Annotated in this window: 16 protein-coding genes; 2 read left to right on the top strand and 14 right to left on the bottom strand. The window is 41.9% G+C overall.

Going from position 1 to position 15,637, the window contains the following annotated elements; translation table 11 throughout:
• Positions 1-8: 8 nt before the first annotated feature.
• From AKG37_RS15290 to AKG37_RS15270, 5 genes are all read right to left on the bottom strand, one after another.
• A complete protein-coding gene (locus tag AKG37_RS15290; protein WP_060699585.1) occupies positions 9-1,031 on the bottom strand; it encodes an ABC transporter ATP-binding protein in 1,023 nt (340 codons plus the stop codon).
• Positions 1,028-2,008, bottom strand: a complete 981-nt coding sequence (locus AKG37_RS15285; protein ID WP_060699584.1) for an ABC transporter ATP-binding protein — start codon at positions 2,006-2,008, stop codon at positions 1,028-1,030. The genes AKG37_RS15290 and AKG37_RS15285 overlap by 4 nt, the downstream gene beginning before the upstream one ends.
• A gap of 158 nt (positions 2,009-2,166) precedes the next feature.
• The gene (locus tag AKG37_RS15280) at positions 2,167-2,961 is read right to left on the bottom strand and encodes a DUF2268 domain-containing putative Zn-dependent protease (protein ID WP_060699583.1); all 795 of its coding nucleotides are present in this window, start codon (positions 2,959-2,961) and stop codon (positions 2,167-2,169) included.
• A gap of 77 nt (positions 2,962-3,038) precedes the next feature.
• On the bottom strand, positions 3,039-4,280 hold the full coding sequence (gene fabF / locus AKG37_RS15275; RefSeq protein WP_060699582.1) for a beta-ketoacyl-ACP synthase II: 1,242 nt from the start codon (positions 4,278-4,280) through the stop codon (positions 3,039-3,041).
• A gap of 21 nt (positions 4,281-4,301) precedes the next feature.
• Entirely contained in the window at positions 4,302-5,240 is a 939-nt protein-coding gene (locus tag AKG37_RS15270) for a beta-ketoacyl-ACP synthase III (protein ID WP_060699581.1), read from the bottom strand.
• 169 nt (positions 5,241-5,409) lie between these two features.
• Between AKG37_RS15270 and AKG37_RS15265 the strand changes: the two genes are divergently transcribed.
• Positions 5,410-5,643: a hypothetical protein gene (locus AKG37_RS15265; RefSeq protein WP_047201785.1), complete on the top strand. Its 234-nt coding sequence runs from the start codon at positions 5,410-5,412 to the stop codon at positions 5,641-5,643.
• Positions 5,644-5,653: 10 nt separating this feature from the next.
• Here the strand turns inward: AKG37_RS15265 and AKG37_RS15260 are convergent, their stop codons facing one another.
• The 4 genes from AKG37_RS15260 to AKG37_RS15245 all read right to left on the bottom strand — a co-directional run bounded on the left by AKG37_RS15260 (position 5,654) and on the right by AKG37_RS15245 (position 8,299).
• Positions 5,654-5,845 (bottom strand): ComZ family protein, encoded by a 192-nt coding sequence (locus tag AKG37_RS15260; RefSeq protein ID WP_060699580.1) that lies wholly within the window; start codon positions 5,843-5,845, stop codon positions 5,654-5,656.
• Positions 5,846-5,855: 10 nt separating this feature from the next.
• A complete protein-coding gene (locus AKG37_RS15255; RefSeq protein ID WP_060699579.1) occupies positions 5,856-6,818 on the bottom strand; it encodes a BMP family ABC transporter substrate-binding protein in 963 nt (320 codons plus the stop codon).
• A 91-nt stretch (positions 6,819-6,909) separates the two neighbouring features.
• Positions 6,910-7,485, bottom strand: a complete 576-nt coding sequence (locus AKG37_RS15250) for a hypothetical protein (RefSeq protein ID WP_060699578.1) — start codon at positions 7,483-7,485, stop codon at positions 6,910-6,912.
• A gap of 73 nt (positions 7,486-7,558) precedes the next feature.
• Complete coding sequence (locus tag AKG37_RS15245) at positions 7,559-8,299, bottom strand: hypothetical protein (protein ID WP_060699577.1); 741 nt, start codon at positions 8,297-8,299, stop codon at positions 7,559-7,561.
• A 213-nt stretch (positions 8,300-8,512) separates the two neighbouring features.
• Here AKG37_RS15245 and AKG37_RS15240 point away from each other — a divergent pair, with 213 nt between their 5' ends.
• Positions 8,513-8,707: a YjzD family protein gene (locus tag AKG37_RS15240; RefSeq protein WP_003211779.1), complete on the top strand. Its 195-nt coding sequence runs from the start codon at positions 8,513-8,515 to the stop codon at positions 8,705-8,707.
• Positions 8,708-8,829: 122 nt separating this feature from the next.
• Here the strand turns inward: AKG37_RS15240 and AKG37_RS15235 are convergent, their stop codons facing one another.
• The 5 genes from AKG37_RS15235 to AKG37_RS15215 form a co-directional block, all read right to left on the bottom strand.
• Positions 8,830-10,095 (bottom strand): MFS transporter, encoded by a 1,266-nt coding sequence (locus tag AKG37_RS15235; RefSeq protein WP_060699576.1) that lies wholly within the window; start codon positions 10,093-10,095, stop codon positions 8,830-8,832.
• 163 nt (positions 10,096-10,258) lie between these two features.
• On the bottom strand, positions 10,259-10,438 hold the full coding sequence (locus AKG37_RS15230) for a YjzC family protein (protein ID WP_008348517.1): 180 nt from the start codon (positions 10,436-10,438) through the stop codon (positions 10,259-10,261).
• Positions 10,439-10,540: 102 nt separating this feature from the next.
• Positions 10,541-11,491: an ornithine carbamoyltransferase gene (argF, locus tag AKG37_RS15225; RefSeq protein ID WP_060699575.1), complete on the bottom strand. Its 951-nt coding sequence runs from the start codon at positions 11,489-11,491 to the stop codon at positions 10,541-10,543.
• A complete protein-coding gene (locus AKG37_RS15220) occupies positions 11,488-14,568 on the bottom strand; it encodes a carbamoyl phosphate synthase large subunit (RefSeq protein WP_060699574.1) in 3,081 nt (1,026 codons plus the stop codon). Before AKG37_RS15220 ends, argF begins: the two co-directional genes overlap by 4 nt.
• Complete coding sequence (locus AKG37_RS15215; protein ID WP_060699573.1) at positions 14,561-15,622, bottom strand: carbamoyl phosphate synthase small subunit; 1,062 nt, start codon at positions 15,620-15,622, stop codon at positions 14,561-14,563. Before AKG37_RS15215 ends, AKG37_RS15220 begins: the two co-directional genes overlap by 8 nt.
• Positions 15,623-15,637 lie beyond the last annotated feature (15 nt).

The raw sequence follows: 15,637 nt of genomic DNA, 5'->3' as shown, positions 1-15,637 counted from the left end.
CAAGCTGATTAAGCGTTGTAGAGATGGCAGGCAACAAAATGGTTTGTTTCTAATTCCTGAAATGCTGGTACTTTTTCTTTACAGATTTCTTTCGCATGCGGGCACCTTGTGTGAAATACGCAGCCCTTTGGCGGATTCGCAGGACTCGGCAGGTCGCCTTGCAGCATAATGCGTTCTCTTTTCACCTGCCCTTTTTTACGAGTGACGGGTACGGAAGAAAGCAGAGCCTGTGTATACGGATGGAGCGGTTCATCGTACAAACTGTGCTTATCGGCAAGCTCCATCATTTTTCCAAGATACATGACGCCGACTCTATCGCTAATATGCCTGACCACACTTAAATCGTGAGAGATAAATAGATAGGTAAGATCAAATTCCTCCTGAAGCTCCTCCATCAAATTAATGACCTGCGCCTGAATGGATACATCAAGTGCTGATACAGGCTCATCTGCGATGATCATTTCAGGGTTCATAGCAAGCGCCCGAGCAATGCCGATTCGCTGCCTCTGTCCGCCTGAAAATTCATGGGGGTAGCGATTCGCAAAGCTTGGATGAAGACCCACCTTTGATAAAAGCTGTTCTACTTTTTCATTTCTTTCTTTTAAGGAATATAAATGATGTGTTTTGTAGGGTTCTTTGATGATGCTGCGAAGTGTTTTTCTAGGGTTGAGTGATGCAAAGGGATCTTGAAAAACCATTTGGATGTTTTTTCGTGTAGATTGTCTTAGTTTTGATTCTGATACGCGCGTGATGTCTTGCCCTTTAAAAAAAATTTGACCGTCAGTTGGTTCGTATAAGCGGATCATGGTCCGTCCTAATGTGGATTTACCGCATCCTGACTCTCCAACTATGCCTAATGTTTCACCTTTATAAATCTTTAAGTCTATGCCGTCAACAGCTTTCACTGCTCCGACCTTCTTCTGAAAGACGCCCGCTTTAATTGGAAAATGTTTTCGAATCTGTTTCAGTTCAAGAATGGTTTCTTTCTCTGCAACATTCGTTATCTGTGGTTGATTTTGAGCAAGGGTCATATATGGTCTGCCTCCTCATATAAGAAGCATCTGACGCTTCTGCCATTTTCAAATGTTCTCAGCTCAGGCAGCTCTCCTAAACAGCGCTTCTTCACTTGCGGACACCTTGGAGCAAAACGGCAGCCCGCTGGGAGCTGATCCGGCGCAGGAACGTTTCCTTTTATCGCCGTTAATGGCTGAATTTCTCCGTCAATGACAGGAATCGATTCAAGCAGTCCTTCTGTGTAAGGATGCAGCGGCTGATCAAATAATTCTTCGACAGTTCCATTTTCTACAACCTGTCCGCAGTACATCACAATCACCCGGTCTGCCACCTCAGAGACGACACCTAAATCATGCGTGATGAGGAGAATTGATGTACCGAACGTCGAGCATAAATCCTTCATTAAGGTAAGCACCTGGGCCTGAATGGTTACATCTAGAGCGGTTGTCGGTTCATCTGCAATAAGAAGCTTCGGATCACAGCTTAGCGCAATGGCAATCATCACTCTTTGCCGCATGCCGCCTGATAAGCGGTGCGGATAATCTTTGATGATTTGTTCTGGACGGGAAAAACCAACAAGCTTCAGAAGATCAACCGCTTTTTTGGTCGCTTCTTTTTTTGAAAGTTTTTTGTGGTAGATGAGGATTTCTGTTATTTGTTCTCCGATGGTTAAGACGGGATTAAGTGAGGTCATCGGTTCCTGAAAGATCATTGATACATCATTACCGCGGATGCTGCATAATTCCTTTTCACTATATGTAACAAGGTCCTTTCCATCAAGCTTGATGGAACCGTTCATAATTTTCCCGCCAGTTCCATGAATCAGCCCCATAATGGATAAGGACGTAATGCTTTTGCCCGACCCAGACTCACCGACTAATGCGACCGTTTCTCCTCTATTGATGCTGAAATCAACGCCATCAACAGCAGGTATTGGTTCCTTTTTTCGAAAAAAATATGTTTTTAAGTTCTGCACTTCAAGCAGCGCGCTCATTCATTCGCCCCTTTCTCCATAGATCAATAGAATTCAACTTGAATATTCAGTCTTTTTAAAATAAAAAGAATTATTTGTATATTATTACATCGCTATGACGAAATCAAGAAGTATTTAGTAAATTTGTAATACATACCTTTTTATGTGAATGATTCACTTTATGATTCTAACACCTTTAGAAAGGTTTCTGATGGCTCTGCAATCATAGACTCCTCGCTGACTCGGTGCTCACTGAAATACTTTTTCACGATATAAAACCCAGTGGCGTAACCGAGCATTTTGGGGTAGTTTCCTTTTCCATAAAGGAGATTCTGTATCAGCCTTTCGTCTTCCTGAACTTTCTGATCAAGATGACTGGATACCCATTTCTTATACATGCGCTGAAGCTGAGCTTCGTCATATAAGCTGGTCCATTTTGCTGTATAGCTTTCTCCATATCTATGATACACAGCATATTCAGCGAGCCCCTCCATCATGATTGTATCAAGGAATGTAAAATCTTTTTCTTCTTTTGTGAGAAAATGTAATCTGCATACATGGTGATATTCATGTGTCAGCAATGTGCCGATACGCTCTTTCGGGGTATTTGGAGACAAAAAGAGAAAGACCTTGTCATCAAATGCCATGCCGGATTGATAATAAAATTGCTCTCTGATTTCTCTGCTGCTCTCATTGACAGGTAAAATCAACACAGGGATGTCAGGGCCTTTCCACTGCTTTTGAAGCGTTTGATATTCTTTCATGACAAGCTTGAAGTACCCTTTTTCCTTGAGCTTATCGATCATGTCTTTGCACGAGCTCCAAGACCGCACCATGCCGTGATGCTGCAGGTGGGAGAGAATAGGCGACCATTCTTTTTCCTCCGCTCCTTTAAAATAAGGAACAAAACGCGCCGTGAGCTCCTGAAATGATGATGATTGATGAATGAGATATTGTGTATTAACCAGACCCATACCGCTGAACACCTCCATTCCCATCATATGCAAAAAAGCGGCGATCTGTTTATGGATCGCCGCTTTCTCAGGAAGTATTACGCTTCGTATTTTTTGAAGATAATTGTCGCATTATGTCCGCCAAAACCAAGTGAGTTACTTAGAGCAATATTCACTTCTTTTGATCGTGCTTCATTTGCTACATAATCAAGATCACATTCTTCATCCGGTGTTTCAAGGTTAATCGTTGGAGGAATGACGCTATCTTTAATCGCAAGAACAGAGAAAATAGCTTCTACTCCGCCTGCTGCGCCAAGTAAGTGACCTGTCATTGATTTTGTCGAACTGATCGCAAGCTGATTCGCATGCTCTCCGAACACTTCTTTAATCGCCATTGTTTCAAATTTATCATTGTAAGGTGTGCTTGTTCCGTGGGCATTGATATAATCAATTTCTTCCACAGACAAACCTGCATCTCGAATCGCTTCTTTCATAGCGCGGACGCCGCCTTCTCCGTTTGGAGCTGGTGCTGTGATATGATATGCATCTCCAGTTGAACCATAACCAACGATTTCTGCATAAATAGTCGCACCACGTTTTAATGCATGCTCAAGTTCTTCAAGAACAATAATCCCTGCACCCTCACCCATCACAAATCCGTCACGATTTTTGTCAAATGGACGGCTCGCTGTATCTGGATCAGGATTTGTCGAAAGGGCTTTGTTCGCACAGAAACCTGCAAACGACATTTTTGTTAACGGCGCTTCCGTACCGCCTGTGATCATTGCATCTGCATCTCCGCGCTGAATGACTTTAAATGCATCACCAATTGAGTTTGTACCTGTTGCACATGCTGTCACTGTACAAGAGTTAACCCCTTTTGCGCCAAGTGCAATCGAAATTTGGCCTGTCGCCATATCTGGAATCATCATTGGAACAAAGAACGGACTTACGCGTCTTGCCCCTTTATTTGAATACACTTCGAATTGCTCTTCAAATGTTTCAAGTCCGCCAATACCAGATCCAACCCATACACCAACACGAGGTGCGATTTCATCTGTGATTTCAAGACGTGAATCTTCTAGCGCCTTTTGAGCTGCAACGACTGCATATTGCGTGAAGCGTGCCATTTTTCGCGCTTCTTTTTTCTCCATGTAATCTTCAATGTTAAAATCCTTTAGTTCTGCAGCTACTTTTGCGGTATATTCACTTGAATCGACACGTGTGATCGGTCCAACCCCAGATACACCCGCCAAAGCATTTTTCCATGTTGATTCTACATCGTTGCCAAGTGGTGTCAAAGCACCTAATCCTGTAACAACTACTCGTTTCTTATCCATTAATTTGTGCACCCCACTCTTTTATCGGCCCCATCGCATAGCGATTGCGCCCCACGTTAATCCGCCACCAAAACCAACCATTACAATCACATCGCCGTCATGAATTTTTCCGGCTTCGATTTCTTCACATAGTGAAATTGGAATGGATGCTGCTGACGTGTTTCCATATTTATGGACTGTTTTCGACATTTTTTCAACTGGCAGCTCTAAGCGTTCGCGTGCTGCTTCCATAATGCGAATGTTTGCTTGATGCGGAATCAAGAAGTCAACGTCTTCTTTTGATAGTCCAGCTTTTTCAATGACGTTTACGCTTGACTCGCCCATTTGTCTTACAGCAAATTTAAATACTTCTCTTCCATTCATGATTGTATGATCTTTTTCATCTAAGTACAAGTGCTTCCCGCCTCTTCCATCGGCTCCAAGCTCAAATGAAAGAATTCCTTTGCCTTCGCTGACAGATCCTAACACAGCAGCACCTGCTCCATCTCCAAACAGAACAGCTGTATTGCGGTCATCCCAGTCGGTAATGCGAGAAAGCTTTTCAACGCCAACGACAAGCACATGTTTGAACGTTCCTGATTCGATAAATTGTTTTCCAGTAACAAGCCCATACATAAAGCCAGCACACGCAGCGCTAATATCCATTGCACAAGCTTTATGTGCACCGAGCTGCTCTTGAATCATACAAGCAACTGTCGGAAATGCTTGATCTGGCGTGACTGTCGCCACAAGAATCATATCGATATCTTCTGCAGCCACATCTGCGTCAGCTAATGCTTTTTTTGCAGCAGCAAGCGCCATATGAGATGTATTGACATCATCAGATGCAATTCTTCTTTCTTCTATACCTGTTCTAGTACGAATCCACTCGTCAGAAGTTTCAACCATTTTTTCTAAATCATGATTTGTTAATACTTTTTCAGGTATATAGCGGCCAAGGCCAATAATTCCAGCATTCATTGAATAAGACTCCTTTTACTCATACGAGCATGTGATATTGTGATCTTATATTAGTATCTGGTACTAATTTTACCTTATTTTTTTCTCCTTGGCAATACAAACGTCTAACCTTTCCTCTCACTTTTTTCATAGATTAATGATATACCAATAATAGAAAGGAACATGTGATATGGCGCAAAAAGATATTTTCTCAACGATGATGTTTGGGCAGCCGCTTGAAAAGGAGAAAAAAAAGACAGAAGCCAAGGAGGAACGTGCGGAGACATCTTCAAGTGATGACTCAATTGACTACATGCATGTCATGAATCAAATTGGGAACATTATGAACTCCATTGATGAGTTGAAGCCTGTGTTTAAAGATGTTGGTCCTATGATCAGTGCCTTCAAGAAAAAATTATCATAAAAAAAAGCCACTATTCTGTGGCTTTTTCTGCATCTGCTTTTCCAAGCTCGTATGCTTCGTGCATAACAGATGTAAACAATGATAGAAGCGGCTGAAGAGCTTCAGGCTCAAGCTGAATGCCTGCTTTATCTAATTCTTCCTTCGCCTGCGGAAAATACTTCATAGCAATCTGTAAAAACTCCATCGATTTTTCGTGCTGCATGGTCGTCTCCTCACTTTTCATTCGGCAGTTTGCCTGTTTTTTTGTAAGACGCAATATCACTTTCAAGTTCTTTCACAAAAGTGCTGTCTATGGTGGAGCTAAATTTACCCATCTCGATCACTCCTTCTTTAAAGTCAAAGGAGTACTCACTTTGTTCATTTAGCTTACCTTCATTAAACTTTTTTGCAATGAGACTGTACGCTTTATCAACATGCTGTACAGTGCTTGTTAAGACCGTATGGCTGCCGAGGTTCGATTGATCGGTGACATACCCAATCGCTGATAAATTATCGGCTTTGATTTGTTCAATAACAGGGATATTATAACCATCACCTGCTGGATACACAACATCTACGCCCTGCTTTTTTAATTTTTGATAGAGCTCCACAGCTTTGTCAGCATCATCCCAGTTTTCAACAAATTCTGCTAACACTTGTACATGTTCGTCTTGATATTTTGCTCCTTTGATAAAGCCGTCTACTTCACTTTGCCAATCATATGTAGCAAGAATACCAATCTTTTTTGTTTTAGACATATGGGCAGCTGTCATGCCTCCGAAAAAGCCCATCGCTTCACCTTTAAACGTCACGTTTGTGACATTGTCTGCTTGAGGCTTGTTTCCATTGACCGTAATAAATTGTATATTTGGATAATCTTCACTGATCAAGTTAAAAATCTCGCTGTATTCATTGCCATGGCCAATAATTAAATTGACTCCTTTTTTATGGAATTCTTCAATGGCATCAACGATTTTCTCCTTGTCGACCATTCCTTCCTTATAATAAACATCTACACCGAATGTTGATTGGATACTTAATAAGCCTTTATAACCTTTCGTTCCCCAAACTTGATCATTAATCGTGTCGGGGACGAGTAAACCCACCTTCTCAATTTTTCCCTTTAAAGGCGCCTGCGAGCAGGCAGACAATAGAAGAAGGAACGAAAAGATCATGACAAGCCGTTGGTACTTCATGCCATGTTCAACTCCCTTTGACAACATGCAGGCATGAACCTGTATGTTAAATATAGGTTTATTTTATACTGAAAAAAGATAAGATGGAAGATCATTCTTGCTTTTTGTCGAAAATTGTTGAGTTTTGTCTTTTCCATTCTGCAATCAATTCTTCCACTTGTTTGTCATCTGTTTGGCTTTTCACCTTCAATTCATGCGTCATTTCCTTACTTTGATCGGTGTCCGAAGCCCATTTTAACAAGTCCTTTGCCACATCTTCTACAAAAAATGAATCATCATGCTTTGTTCTCTCTTCATTGAGTGTCCACGGTCCGAACATGCGAGGAAGAATAACAGACGGCACATTCTGTTCGGCTGATTCGCGCTCTGGTTTTTCGTAAAGAATGCGGTACATGCCATGCATTGCTTTGATGTCTTCCTGCCTTTTATGCCGTTCCTCTGATTGAATAAAAATGAGATCATACGTGTCTTTGCTATTCTGAAAGTCAATGACACGGATGAGATCATTTCTGCCAAGCCACATCATTCGCTCTTCTAACAGTAGCTTTTGTTCTTCTGTATGATCATGAGGGCGCGTGATATCCACTTGAATACCCTCTTTCATCATATATTCACAAAGTGTCAGGCCAAAAAACGCGTCAGCCCCTATGATCAGTCCTGTTTCCATGTTCATGTCCCCTTTTTTAATATCGAATAAAAAGAAGAGCCCTTTCCGTGAAGGGCTGTTATCATCCTATTCATTACAATTCTCTTTCATGCGATTTATAAAACTTGTGAATGGATTGAAAGATTCTTCTCGGATGATCAAACATATGCAGCGTAAGATCGACCTGACAATGTTCTGGATTCTTCATATGCTGATCAATAAAAGGTTTTGCATGAAGTTCGTATGCATACGGTGCGCCGTTTAGTCTTTGCCAAATATGGATCGGTACATGAGCAGAATGTACAGGGCAAGAAGGCAGTGGATACGTTTCAGCTTCCTTTTCAGAGCAGCCATAGCTCTGTGCTAACTCTTTGATCAGCTGCTTATAAAAGAATTTGTGTTCCTTTTCTCTTTCTCTTTGTGCACTCAGATGCAGGCATGGATTCACCATCGCAATGGACCTTAGCACTTCTGGCATCTCCTCAGCAAGGCTCATGGCAACAAGTGCGCCCATTCCCTCTGCGAGCACATGAATTTCTCGGTTTAATATTTCATGTTTTAATGTGTGATGCACGAGCTGCTTGGCACTAAAAACGGCATCTTCGCATCCCCAGTGATTCCCATGAAGATGGCTATTAAACAATGTATATCCTTCATCCTTTAAGGCAGTTAAGAGCTGGTTTCTTCCATAATGCTGAAGCCAGAATGATGTATTTTCCTGCACAAAGTGATTTCGGTCACCGAGGATCAGAATGCCAAAGCCATTTGGTTTTTGAGGAAGGTGAATGATGTTCCACTGGGAACCAAGCTGAAAAAAACGTTCGCTTACACCCATATGGCCAGCCTCCTTTCAGTGATTCTGCTTTCTATGATATGAACAACAACTCTTGTAGGAATAAGGAAATCCCCTAAAGACAGAAGAATTCTTTTTATTTTTATAGCAGAAGGTCTCAAAATGGTCACATAAAGGCGGAAAAACAGTCTTTTCCCTTCACTTGCATCTATGGTATGATAATCAATAGATTGTTACATAAAGGACGGTGGGATTATGCATTATATTATCACCCTCATTTGGACTTTTCTGCTGACACATATGGCTGGTTACATCGTTGCCTCTATGAATGGAGCTGCTTATGATTTTACTTTGACTTCCATTCTTGCAGTCGTGTTTACGGTTATTTTATTCATCTTTGCTGAAGTAAGTCCAATGAAAGAAACGGAAAGTTCAACAAAACACTCTTAATATGTAAGAAACAATGTTTGAAAAAGAGCTGAAATGATGTTTTAGCTCTTTTTCTTTTTTCAGCGTGATTGAAAAGCGCACGCTAAAACCCCCTGTCTTAACATACAGGGGGTTTTTATGGTTTACACCTCGACGGATTCGGACTTCTCTTTGTCTAGTGACAAATGGCTTTTCGCAAGCCCTGTAAACAGGAAGATTGCAATACCTGATAAAATTTCGAGAACCCCTCCTCCGGCAATGACAGGCCCCGCTCCAAATCTTTCTGCCAGGACGCCTGATACGACAGCTGCAAGCGGAAGGAAAACATTTGATGATGCATTGATCACGGCATATACTTGCGGCTGATCCTCTTGGTCAACAGATGTTTGAATGATGACCATTTCCGGTACATTGATCGCACTGACAGCAGCTCCAAAAATAAAGGAAGCAAGTAGAACAACTGGGAGCCATGTACTCATCCCTGTCATAAAAAACGCAGCCCCTTCAATCATGCCAGCGACAATAAAGAACAAACCAAATCTCTTAATTTTCACCTTCGCCAGAGCAAAGCCCATCATAAACGCACCAACTGCGGCAACGCCTCTTAATATGGAATACACCATAGAGTCACTTTGCAGCGCTTCTGCTACGTATACAGCCGATAGTGCCTGCCACGGAGCTGCTGCGACATTCATTAAGATACAATACAGCGTCAATGCAAATAAAATGTGATGGTTTTTGACAACGAGAAACCCTCTTTTTAAGTTATACAAATATGTATTCTTCGCTTGTTTGATGCCTGCTGTTTTTTCTTCATCGGTTTTCTTTAGTTTGACACCGATAATAAACAGACCAGAAATGATAAATAAGGCAGTTGTGATCAGCAGTGTATCTGCAGGTCCAATTAATTTAACCAAAAGACCAGCCACCATCACTGCTGCAAGTGCGACAATCTCAAAGGAAGATTGCAGGATCGCATTTGCTTTTTGAATCAGATGCTTCGGAACAATCTGCGGTAAGATGGCCACAGAAGCTGGATTATATGCTGCACCAGTTGCCGATTGAATAACCATTAATGAGATCAATAACCATAGAGGCAATAGATGCGAAAAGTGCAGGAGTGGAATAATCAGTACAATTGTTGCTCGAACAACGTCTGAAGCAAACATCCATTTTGGCAAATGGTGCTTTTTCATAAGAGGTCCTAGTATTGGGGCTAACAAAGATGAAGGAAGAACTGTTACTGCTAGAAGAAGTCCTGTACCAAGCGCTCCATCCCCTCTTAAAATCAATAGCCAAAGGACGGATGTAAAAGCAAAACTTTCCCCTGTGTTTTTAATGAGTCTTGATATGAATAATGAGGTGAAGCGTTTATTCCAAACACTTTCACTGAGATTCATCTTTTCCATCACACAAATCCTTTCAACAATATTTTCCAATTACTCATTTTAGCTAAATTTTTTCCATACTATTTATTTGAAAATTGGAACTTAATTGCTTTTTATTATATAGAAAAAAGAGGCATGACACATGCCTCTAAAGACTTATTCCTTATGACTCTTAGTCAATTACTTACGGCTTTCTTTGGTAGGTCCAAACTCGATTATGGTTCGAGTTATCAGGAAAGACATCGCCTGCTTTAAGCTTAATCTTTAAAGGATCTTTCACCATACTACCAGTTTCACCGATCTCGATATACACTCCATTATTGGGTGCTTTATTCCCTGATTTAAATTGATGCTGCTGACCCATTTTCATCCTCCTTTCTCGATTGATGTTATTATGTCCCGTCACTTGCCTCTCCAATCCTTTATGCAAAAAGTCCCTGCTCATACGAGTCAGGGACTTTTTGATTTATTTAGATGGTTGATACATGAGTTCTTTGATTAACGCTTTTTGCACATGCAGACGATTTTCTGCCTGTTGAAATACTTTTGAGTGAGGCCCGTCAATAATGTCTGCCGTCACCTCTTCTCCGCGATGTGCTGGGAGACAATGAAGGAAAATATAGTCCTTTGCTGCATGACTCATCAGTTCGTCATTGACTTGATATTCTTTAAATTCAGCAAGGCGTTTCTCTGTTTCTGCTTCCTGCCCCATGCTTGTAAACACATCGGAATAAATAACATCTGCATCTTGCACAGCTGCGATGGGATCTGTCGTAACGGTGACTTCTGCGCCTGATTGTTTTGCAAACTCACGGGCAGTGTCTGTTACTTCTTGAAGTGGTTCATAGCCTTTTGGAGATGCAACTGCAATGTCACAGCCGAGCTGCGCACAGCCAACCATTAAGGAGTGAGCCACGTTATTTCCGTCACCGATATAGGCGACTTTGATTCCTTTTAACGTCCCTTTTGTTTCTTTAATCGTTAATAAATCAGCAAGTGCCTGACATGGATGTGAGTAGTCAGTCAATCCATTAATGACAGGAATGGACGCGTATTGTGCAAGCTCTTCTACTTTCTCATGTTCAAAGGTCCGGATCATAATGCCGTCTACATAGCCAGACAGTACCTGCGCCGTATCACTAATGGTTTCTCCTCTGCCTATTTGCAAATCATTTGAGCTGAGAAAGAGCGCATGCCCTCCTAGCTGCGTCATTCCCGCTTCAAACGATACACGGGTTCTCGTGGAAGATTTTTCAAAAATCATCGCTAACGTTTTCCCTTTAAATAAATCTTGATATGGGTTTTGTTTCATTTCTTCTGCTTTTTCAATTAAATAAGTAATGTCATTGATAGAGAAATCTTTTAATGATAAAAAGTCTTTCCCGTATAATACTGGTTGCACGTCGACTTGACTCATGCCGTCACTTCCTTTTTATATAATTCATGGAGCGATACTGGTGACACATCTCCATGTTTCCCTTGCAGAAATGCTTGAACTGTTTCATATTCAGTGAGAACTTGGACGCCATGTGTGAGCGCTTTGACACGCTGCTCTTTTGCCACTTCGTCTTCCCCTAAATGAATATGAAGGGATTTATCTTCGTTCTGCAGCCAAGATTCAAAGCTGCCAGTCCAGACATCAAAGCCTGCATGTTTCGCTTCATTTATTAGTTGCTCGCTGCCTTGTATAAAGAGGCTTCCTTTTTTCTTCCAGATTGGTGCAAACACTTTTTTCAATGCGCTTTCGGCGTTCTTGCCTACACACATTCCTTCACCTGTTGCTTTCATTTCAGGTGTCAGCTTAAGATCAATATCTTGAATGGCATGTGATGAGAACACTGGGAATTTAACCGCTGTTCCCCCTTTGTTTTTCGTTGCAGGTTTCAGCTCTTCGAGGGTTGCACCAGCTAATAATTGAGTGGCCATCGGGATCATGTCAATGCCCATTACCTTACTGACGACTGGCACAGTACGGCTTGCCCGAGGGTTCACCTCTAAAACAAGCGCCTTATCACCTTTGATAACAAATTGGATATTCATAATGCCCTTGAACGCTAGTTTCTTCGCTATTTGCTCAGACGCGCAATGCACCTGCTCTTTAATAGCCTCACTGATCGAGATACTTGGTAAAATAGCAAAACTGTCACCTGAGTGCACGCCCGCTTTTTCAATATGCTCCACGATTGTTGGAATGAAGATCATTTTTCCGTCAGAAATAAGATCTACTTCAACTTCCTTTCCAGTAACGTACTCATCAATTAAGATTGGGTACGGCAAATGATCTGGCTGATCAAGCAGAGACGCTAAATGTGCTTCTGACTGAACAACGATCATTCCCATTCCGCCAATGACATACGATGGGCGAATTAATACAGGATAACCGATGCTTTTCGCATGTGCGAGTGCTTCTTCTTTTGAATGAGCGGTATCTCCTTTTGCATGAGGCAGGTTCAGTTCATCAAGAAGCTGATAGAACAAATCACGATCTTCAAGCGCATCCAATGTATCAAAGGACGTGCCTAACAATGTGACGCCGGCTTTTTCTAAGCCTTCTGCTACGTTGATCGCAGTCTGTCCGCCAAATTGGACGATGACGAAATCGATTTGTTCTGCTTCTACAACGTTTAAGATGTGCTCTAATGTAATCGGCTCAAAATATAAACGATCTGCAATCTCATAATCGGTACTGACCGTTTCTGGATTGTTGTTCATCATGATGGTTTCAAACCCAAGCTTTTGCAAAGTAAGAACGCCATGAACGGCACTATAATCAAACTCGACTCCCTGCCCAATTCGAATTGGACCAGACCCAATGATGAGTGCACGCTGCTTTGTTTTCTCCTGATGCTCACCATCACTTTTGCCAAAGTACGTGGAATAGAAGTAATTCGTTTTTGCATCAAATTCCGCCGCACATGTGTCAACGATTTTAAACGAAGCAGCAATGCCATATTCTTGACGAAGCTGTCTGATTGATTCTTCTGTTTGACCTGTAAGAAGAGCAATGGTTTCATCAAGGAAGCCCTTTTCCTTCACTTTTTTCAAAATGTCTTTCGAAAGCGTCCCCTTATGCTCCTTCAATTCTTGTTCGAGTGTGATCATATTTTGGAACACATGTAAGAAGAATCGATCCATTTTCGTCATTTGATGAATCGTTTCAACCGTTTCTTGTCTTGAAAGAAGCTCCATGACAGCGAAAAACCGTCGATCGTCTGGTGTTTTGATGAGTTCAAATAATTGTTCAGTCGATTGGTCTTTCAGTTCTGGCAGGTGGAAGCCTTTTGTTTTAATTTCAAGTGATGCAACTGCTTTTTGTATGGCTGATTCTAAATTACGATCAATCGCCATGACTTCGCCAGTAGCCTTCATTTTTGTGCCTAATTTACGGTCTGCCTGTTTAAATTTATCAAACGGCCAGCGCGGGAATTTTACGACAACATAATCAAGTGCCGGCTCAAAACTAGCATAGGTTGTTCCTGTGAGCGGGTTTTTCAATTCGTCTAGTGTATAGCCCACCGCAAGTTTTGCTGCCATTTTCGCAATCGGATAGCCTGTCGCTTTTGATGCAAGAGCCGAGGAACGGCTGACCCGAGGATTGACCTCAATGACAAAGTATTCTTTACTGAGTGGATCAAGAGCGAATTGGATATTGCAGCCGCCGACTACATCCAGCGCTGAAATGATTTTAAGGCTCGCTGAACGTAGCATTTGATAATCCTGATCCGTTAATGTTTGGGAAGGTGCAACAACAATCGAGTCTCCTGTATGCACACCAACTGGATCGATATTTTCCATGTTACATACCGTGATACACGTATTTTGACGGTCTCTCATGACCTCATATTCAACTTCTTTAAAGCCAGCTATGCTTTTTTCAACTAAACACTGGTGAATCGGGCTCGCTAGAAGAGCTCCTTCAATAAGCGGCATAAACGCTTCTTCAGTTAGAGCGATTCCGCCGCCTTTACCGCCAAGTGTGTATGCTGGTCTTAGGATGACTGGGAAGCCTACTTCTTTTGCAAATTGAAGGGCATCTTCTGCATTATCCACAATTTCACTATCTGGCACAGGTTCGTTCAAATGCTTCATGAGAGCACGGAATTTCTCTCGATCTTCACCGTTTTCAATTGTTTCAACTGACGTTCCGAGCAGGCTCACCCCATGCTTTTTCAGCACACCGGCTTTTTCTAATTCGACAGCAAGGTTTAAAGCGGTCTGTCCGCCAAGATTGGCTAAAAGACCATCTGGTTTTTCCTTTTCAATAATTCTTGTCACTGAATCAACTGAAAGCGGTTCAAAATAAATTTCATCAGCAAACGACTCGTCTGTCATAATGGTGGCCGGATTGTTATTCACTAAAATGACTTTGTAGCCCTCTTCTTTTAAGGCCATACAGCCTTGTGTTCCTGAGTAATCAAATTCTGCTGCCTGACCAATGATGATTGGACCAGACCCGATGACTAGAATGGTTTGTATGCTTTGATCTTTAGGCATGTGCGACTTCTCTCCTTGCTTGTTTCACTTTCTCAATAAAATCATCGAATACCCATTCACTTTCAGCAGGCCCTGGGTGCGCTTCTGGATGAAATTGTACTGACATAATCAGCTTTTCTTTATGAATAAATCCTTCTACAGATCCATCGTTCACATGAAGGAATTTCACGTCTACTTCTTTGTCATTCATGCTTTTTTCATTGACCACATAGCTATGGTTTTGACTTGTCATAAAGACACGTTTGGATTCTGTATCTTGAACAGGATGGTTCGCACCGCGGTGGCCAAATGGGAGCTTATACGTATCACCGCCAAGTGCAAGAGCGATTAACTGGTGGCCTAAGCAAATGCCAAGTGTTGGGAATGTCATCATGATGTCATGAATTGTTTTTAAATAGGGTGTCATTGTTTTTGGATCTCCAGGTCCGTTTGACAGGAGGATCGCATCTGGCTTGATATCAAATACCTTTTCCATTTGTTTATATGGAATGACGGTTACTTTACACCCGCGCGCTTCTAGCGAATCTGCAATTGATTTTTTAAAGCCAAAATCAATGAGCGCCACATGTTCTTCGCCGCTGCCTTGTGTGTAGATTTCGCTATCTGTGACCTGTGCGACCACATTGTCTTGTTTCATCGCAGGCGGTGTTTCGTTTTCGTCTACACTTAAAATAGCGTTCATCGTCCCGTTTGCCCGGATGTTTTGCACGACTGCGCGCGTGTCTGTATGTGTTAGAAGCGGAATATTCCACTTTTTTAAATAATCTTTTAAGCTGACCGCTGCCAGATGATGTGAAAAATGCTCTGCTGCCTCATAGACAACCACAGCTTTTACTTGAGGCTTTTTGCTCTCAAAGTCTTCATGATTGATGCCGTAATTTCCGATCAGCGGATAGGTGAAAACAATGATCTGACCTTTATAGGATGGATCTGTGAGTACCTCTTGATAACCTGTCATACCTGTAAAGAAGACCACTTCACCAGTGATGCCAGCTTCTCCTGTCAGATCTCCTTCAAAAGAGGCTCCATCTTCTAAATTTAAATAACCTTTCATGCTTATGTCACCCCA

Origin of the sequence: Bacillus australimaris, from assembly GCF_001307105.1 — a bacterium.
GTDB lineage: Bacteria > Bacillota > Bacilli > Bacillales > Bacillaceae > Bacillus > Bacillus australimaris.
The sequence above is the reverse complement of the archived record's forward strand: the minus strand, read 5'-3'. Positions and strand labels throughout refer to the sequence as shown.

Coding starts and splice junctions, on each gene's coding strand:
- AKG37_RS15270 (WP_060699581.1), bottom strand. CDS start 5,240: ATGAATGCTGGAATTATTGGCCTTGGCCGCTATATACCTGAAAAAGTA.
- AKG37_RS15220 (WP_060699574.1), bottom strand. CDS start 14,568: ATGCCTAAAGATCAAAGCATACAAACCATTCTAGTCATCGGGTCTGGT.
- AKG37_RS15255 (WP_060699579.1), bottom strand. CDS start 6,818: ATGAAGTACCAACGGCTTGTCATGATCTTTTCGTTCCTTCTTCTATTG.
- argF (WP_060699575.1), bottom strand. CDS start 11,491: ATGAGTCAAGTCGACGTGCAACCAGTATTATACGGGAAAGACTTTTTA.
- AKG37_RS15235 (WP_060699576.1), bottom strand. CDS start 10,095: ATGGAAAAGATGAATCTCAGTGAAAGTGTTTGGAATAAACGCTTCACC.
- AKG37_RS15230 (WP_008348517.1), bottom strand. CDS start 10,438: ATGGGTCAGCAGCATCAATTTAAATCAGGGAATAAAGCACCCAATAAT.
- AKG37_RS15280 (WP_060699583.1), bottom strand. CDS start 2,961: ATGGGTCTGGTTAATACACAATATCTCATTCATCAATCATCATCATTT.
- AKG37_RS15215 (WP_060699573.1), bottom strand. CDS start 15,622: ATGAAAGGTTATTTAAATTTAGAAGATGGAGCCTCTTTTGAAGGAGAT.
- fabF (WP_060699582.1), bottom strand. CDS start 4,280: ATGGATAAGAAACGAGTAGTTGTTACAGGATTAGGTGCTTTGACACCA.
- AKG37_RS15285 (WP_060699584.1), bottom strand. CDS start 2,008: ATGAGCGCGCTGCTTGAAGTGCAGAACTTAAAAACATATTTTTTTCGA.
- AKG37_RS15245 (WP_060699577.1), bottom strand. CDS start 8,299: ATGGGTGTAAGCGAACGTTTTTTTCAGCTTGGTTCCCAGTGGAACATC.
- AKG37_RS15250 (WP_060699578.1), bottom strand. CDS start 7,485: ATGGAAACAGGACTGATCATAGGGGCTGACGCGTTTTTTGGCCTGACA.
- AKG37_RS15260 (WP_060699580.1), bottom strand. CDS start 5,845: ATGCAGCACGAAAAATCGATGGAGTTTTTACAGATTGCTATGAAGTAT.
- AKG37_RS15290 (WP_060699585.1), bottom strand. CDS start 1,031: ATGACCCTTGCTCAAAATCAACCACAGATAACGAATGTTGCAGAGAAA.
- AKG37_RS15265 (WP_047201785.1), top strand. CDS start 5,410: ATGGCGCAAAAAGATATTTTCTCAACGATGATGTTTGGGCAGCCGCTT.
- AKG37_RS15240 (WP_003211779.1), top strand. CDS start 8,513: ATGCATTATATTATCACCCTCATTTGGACTTTTCTGCTGACACATATG.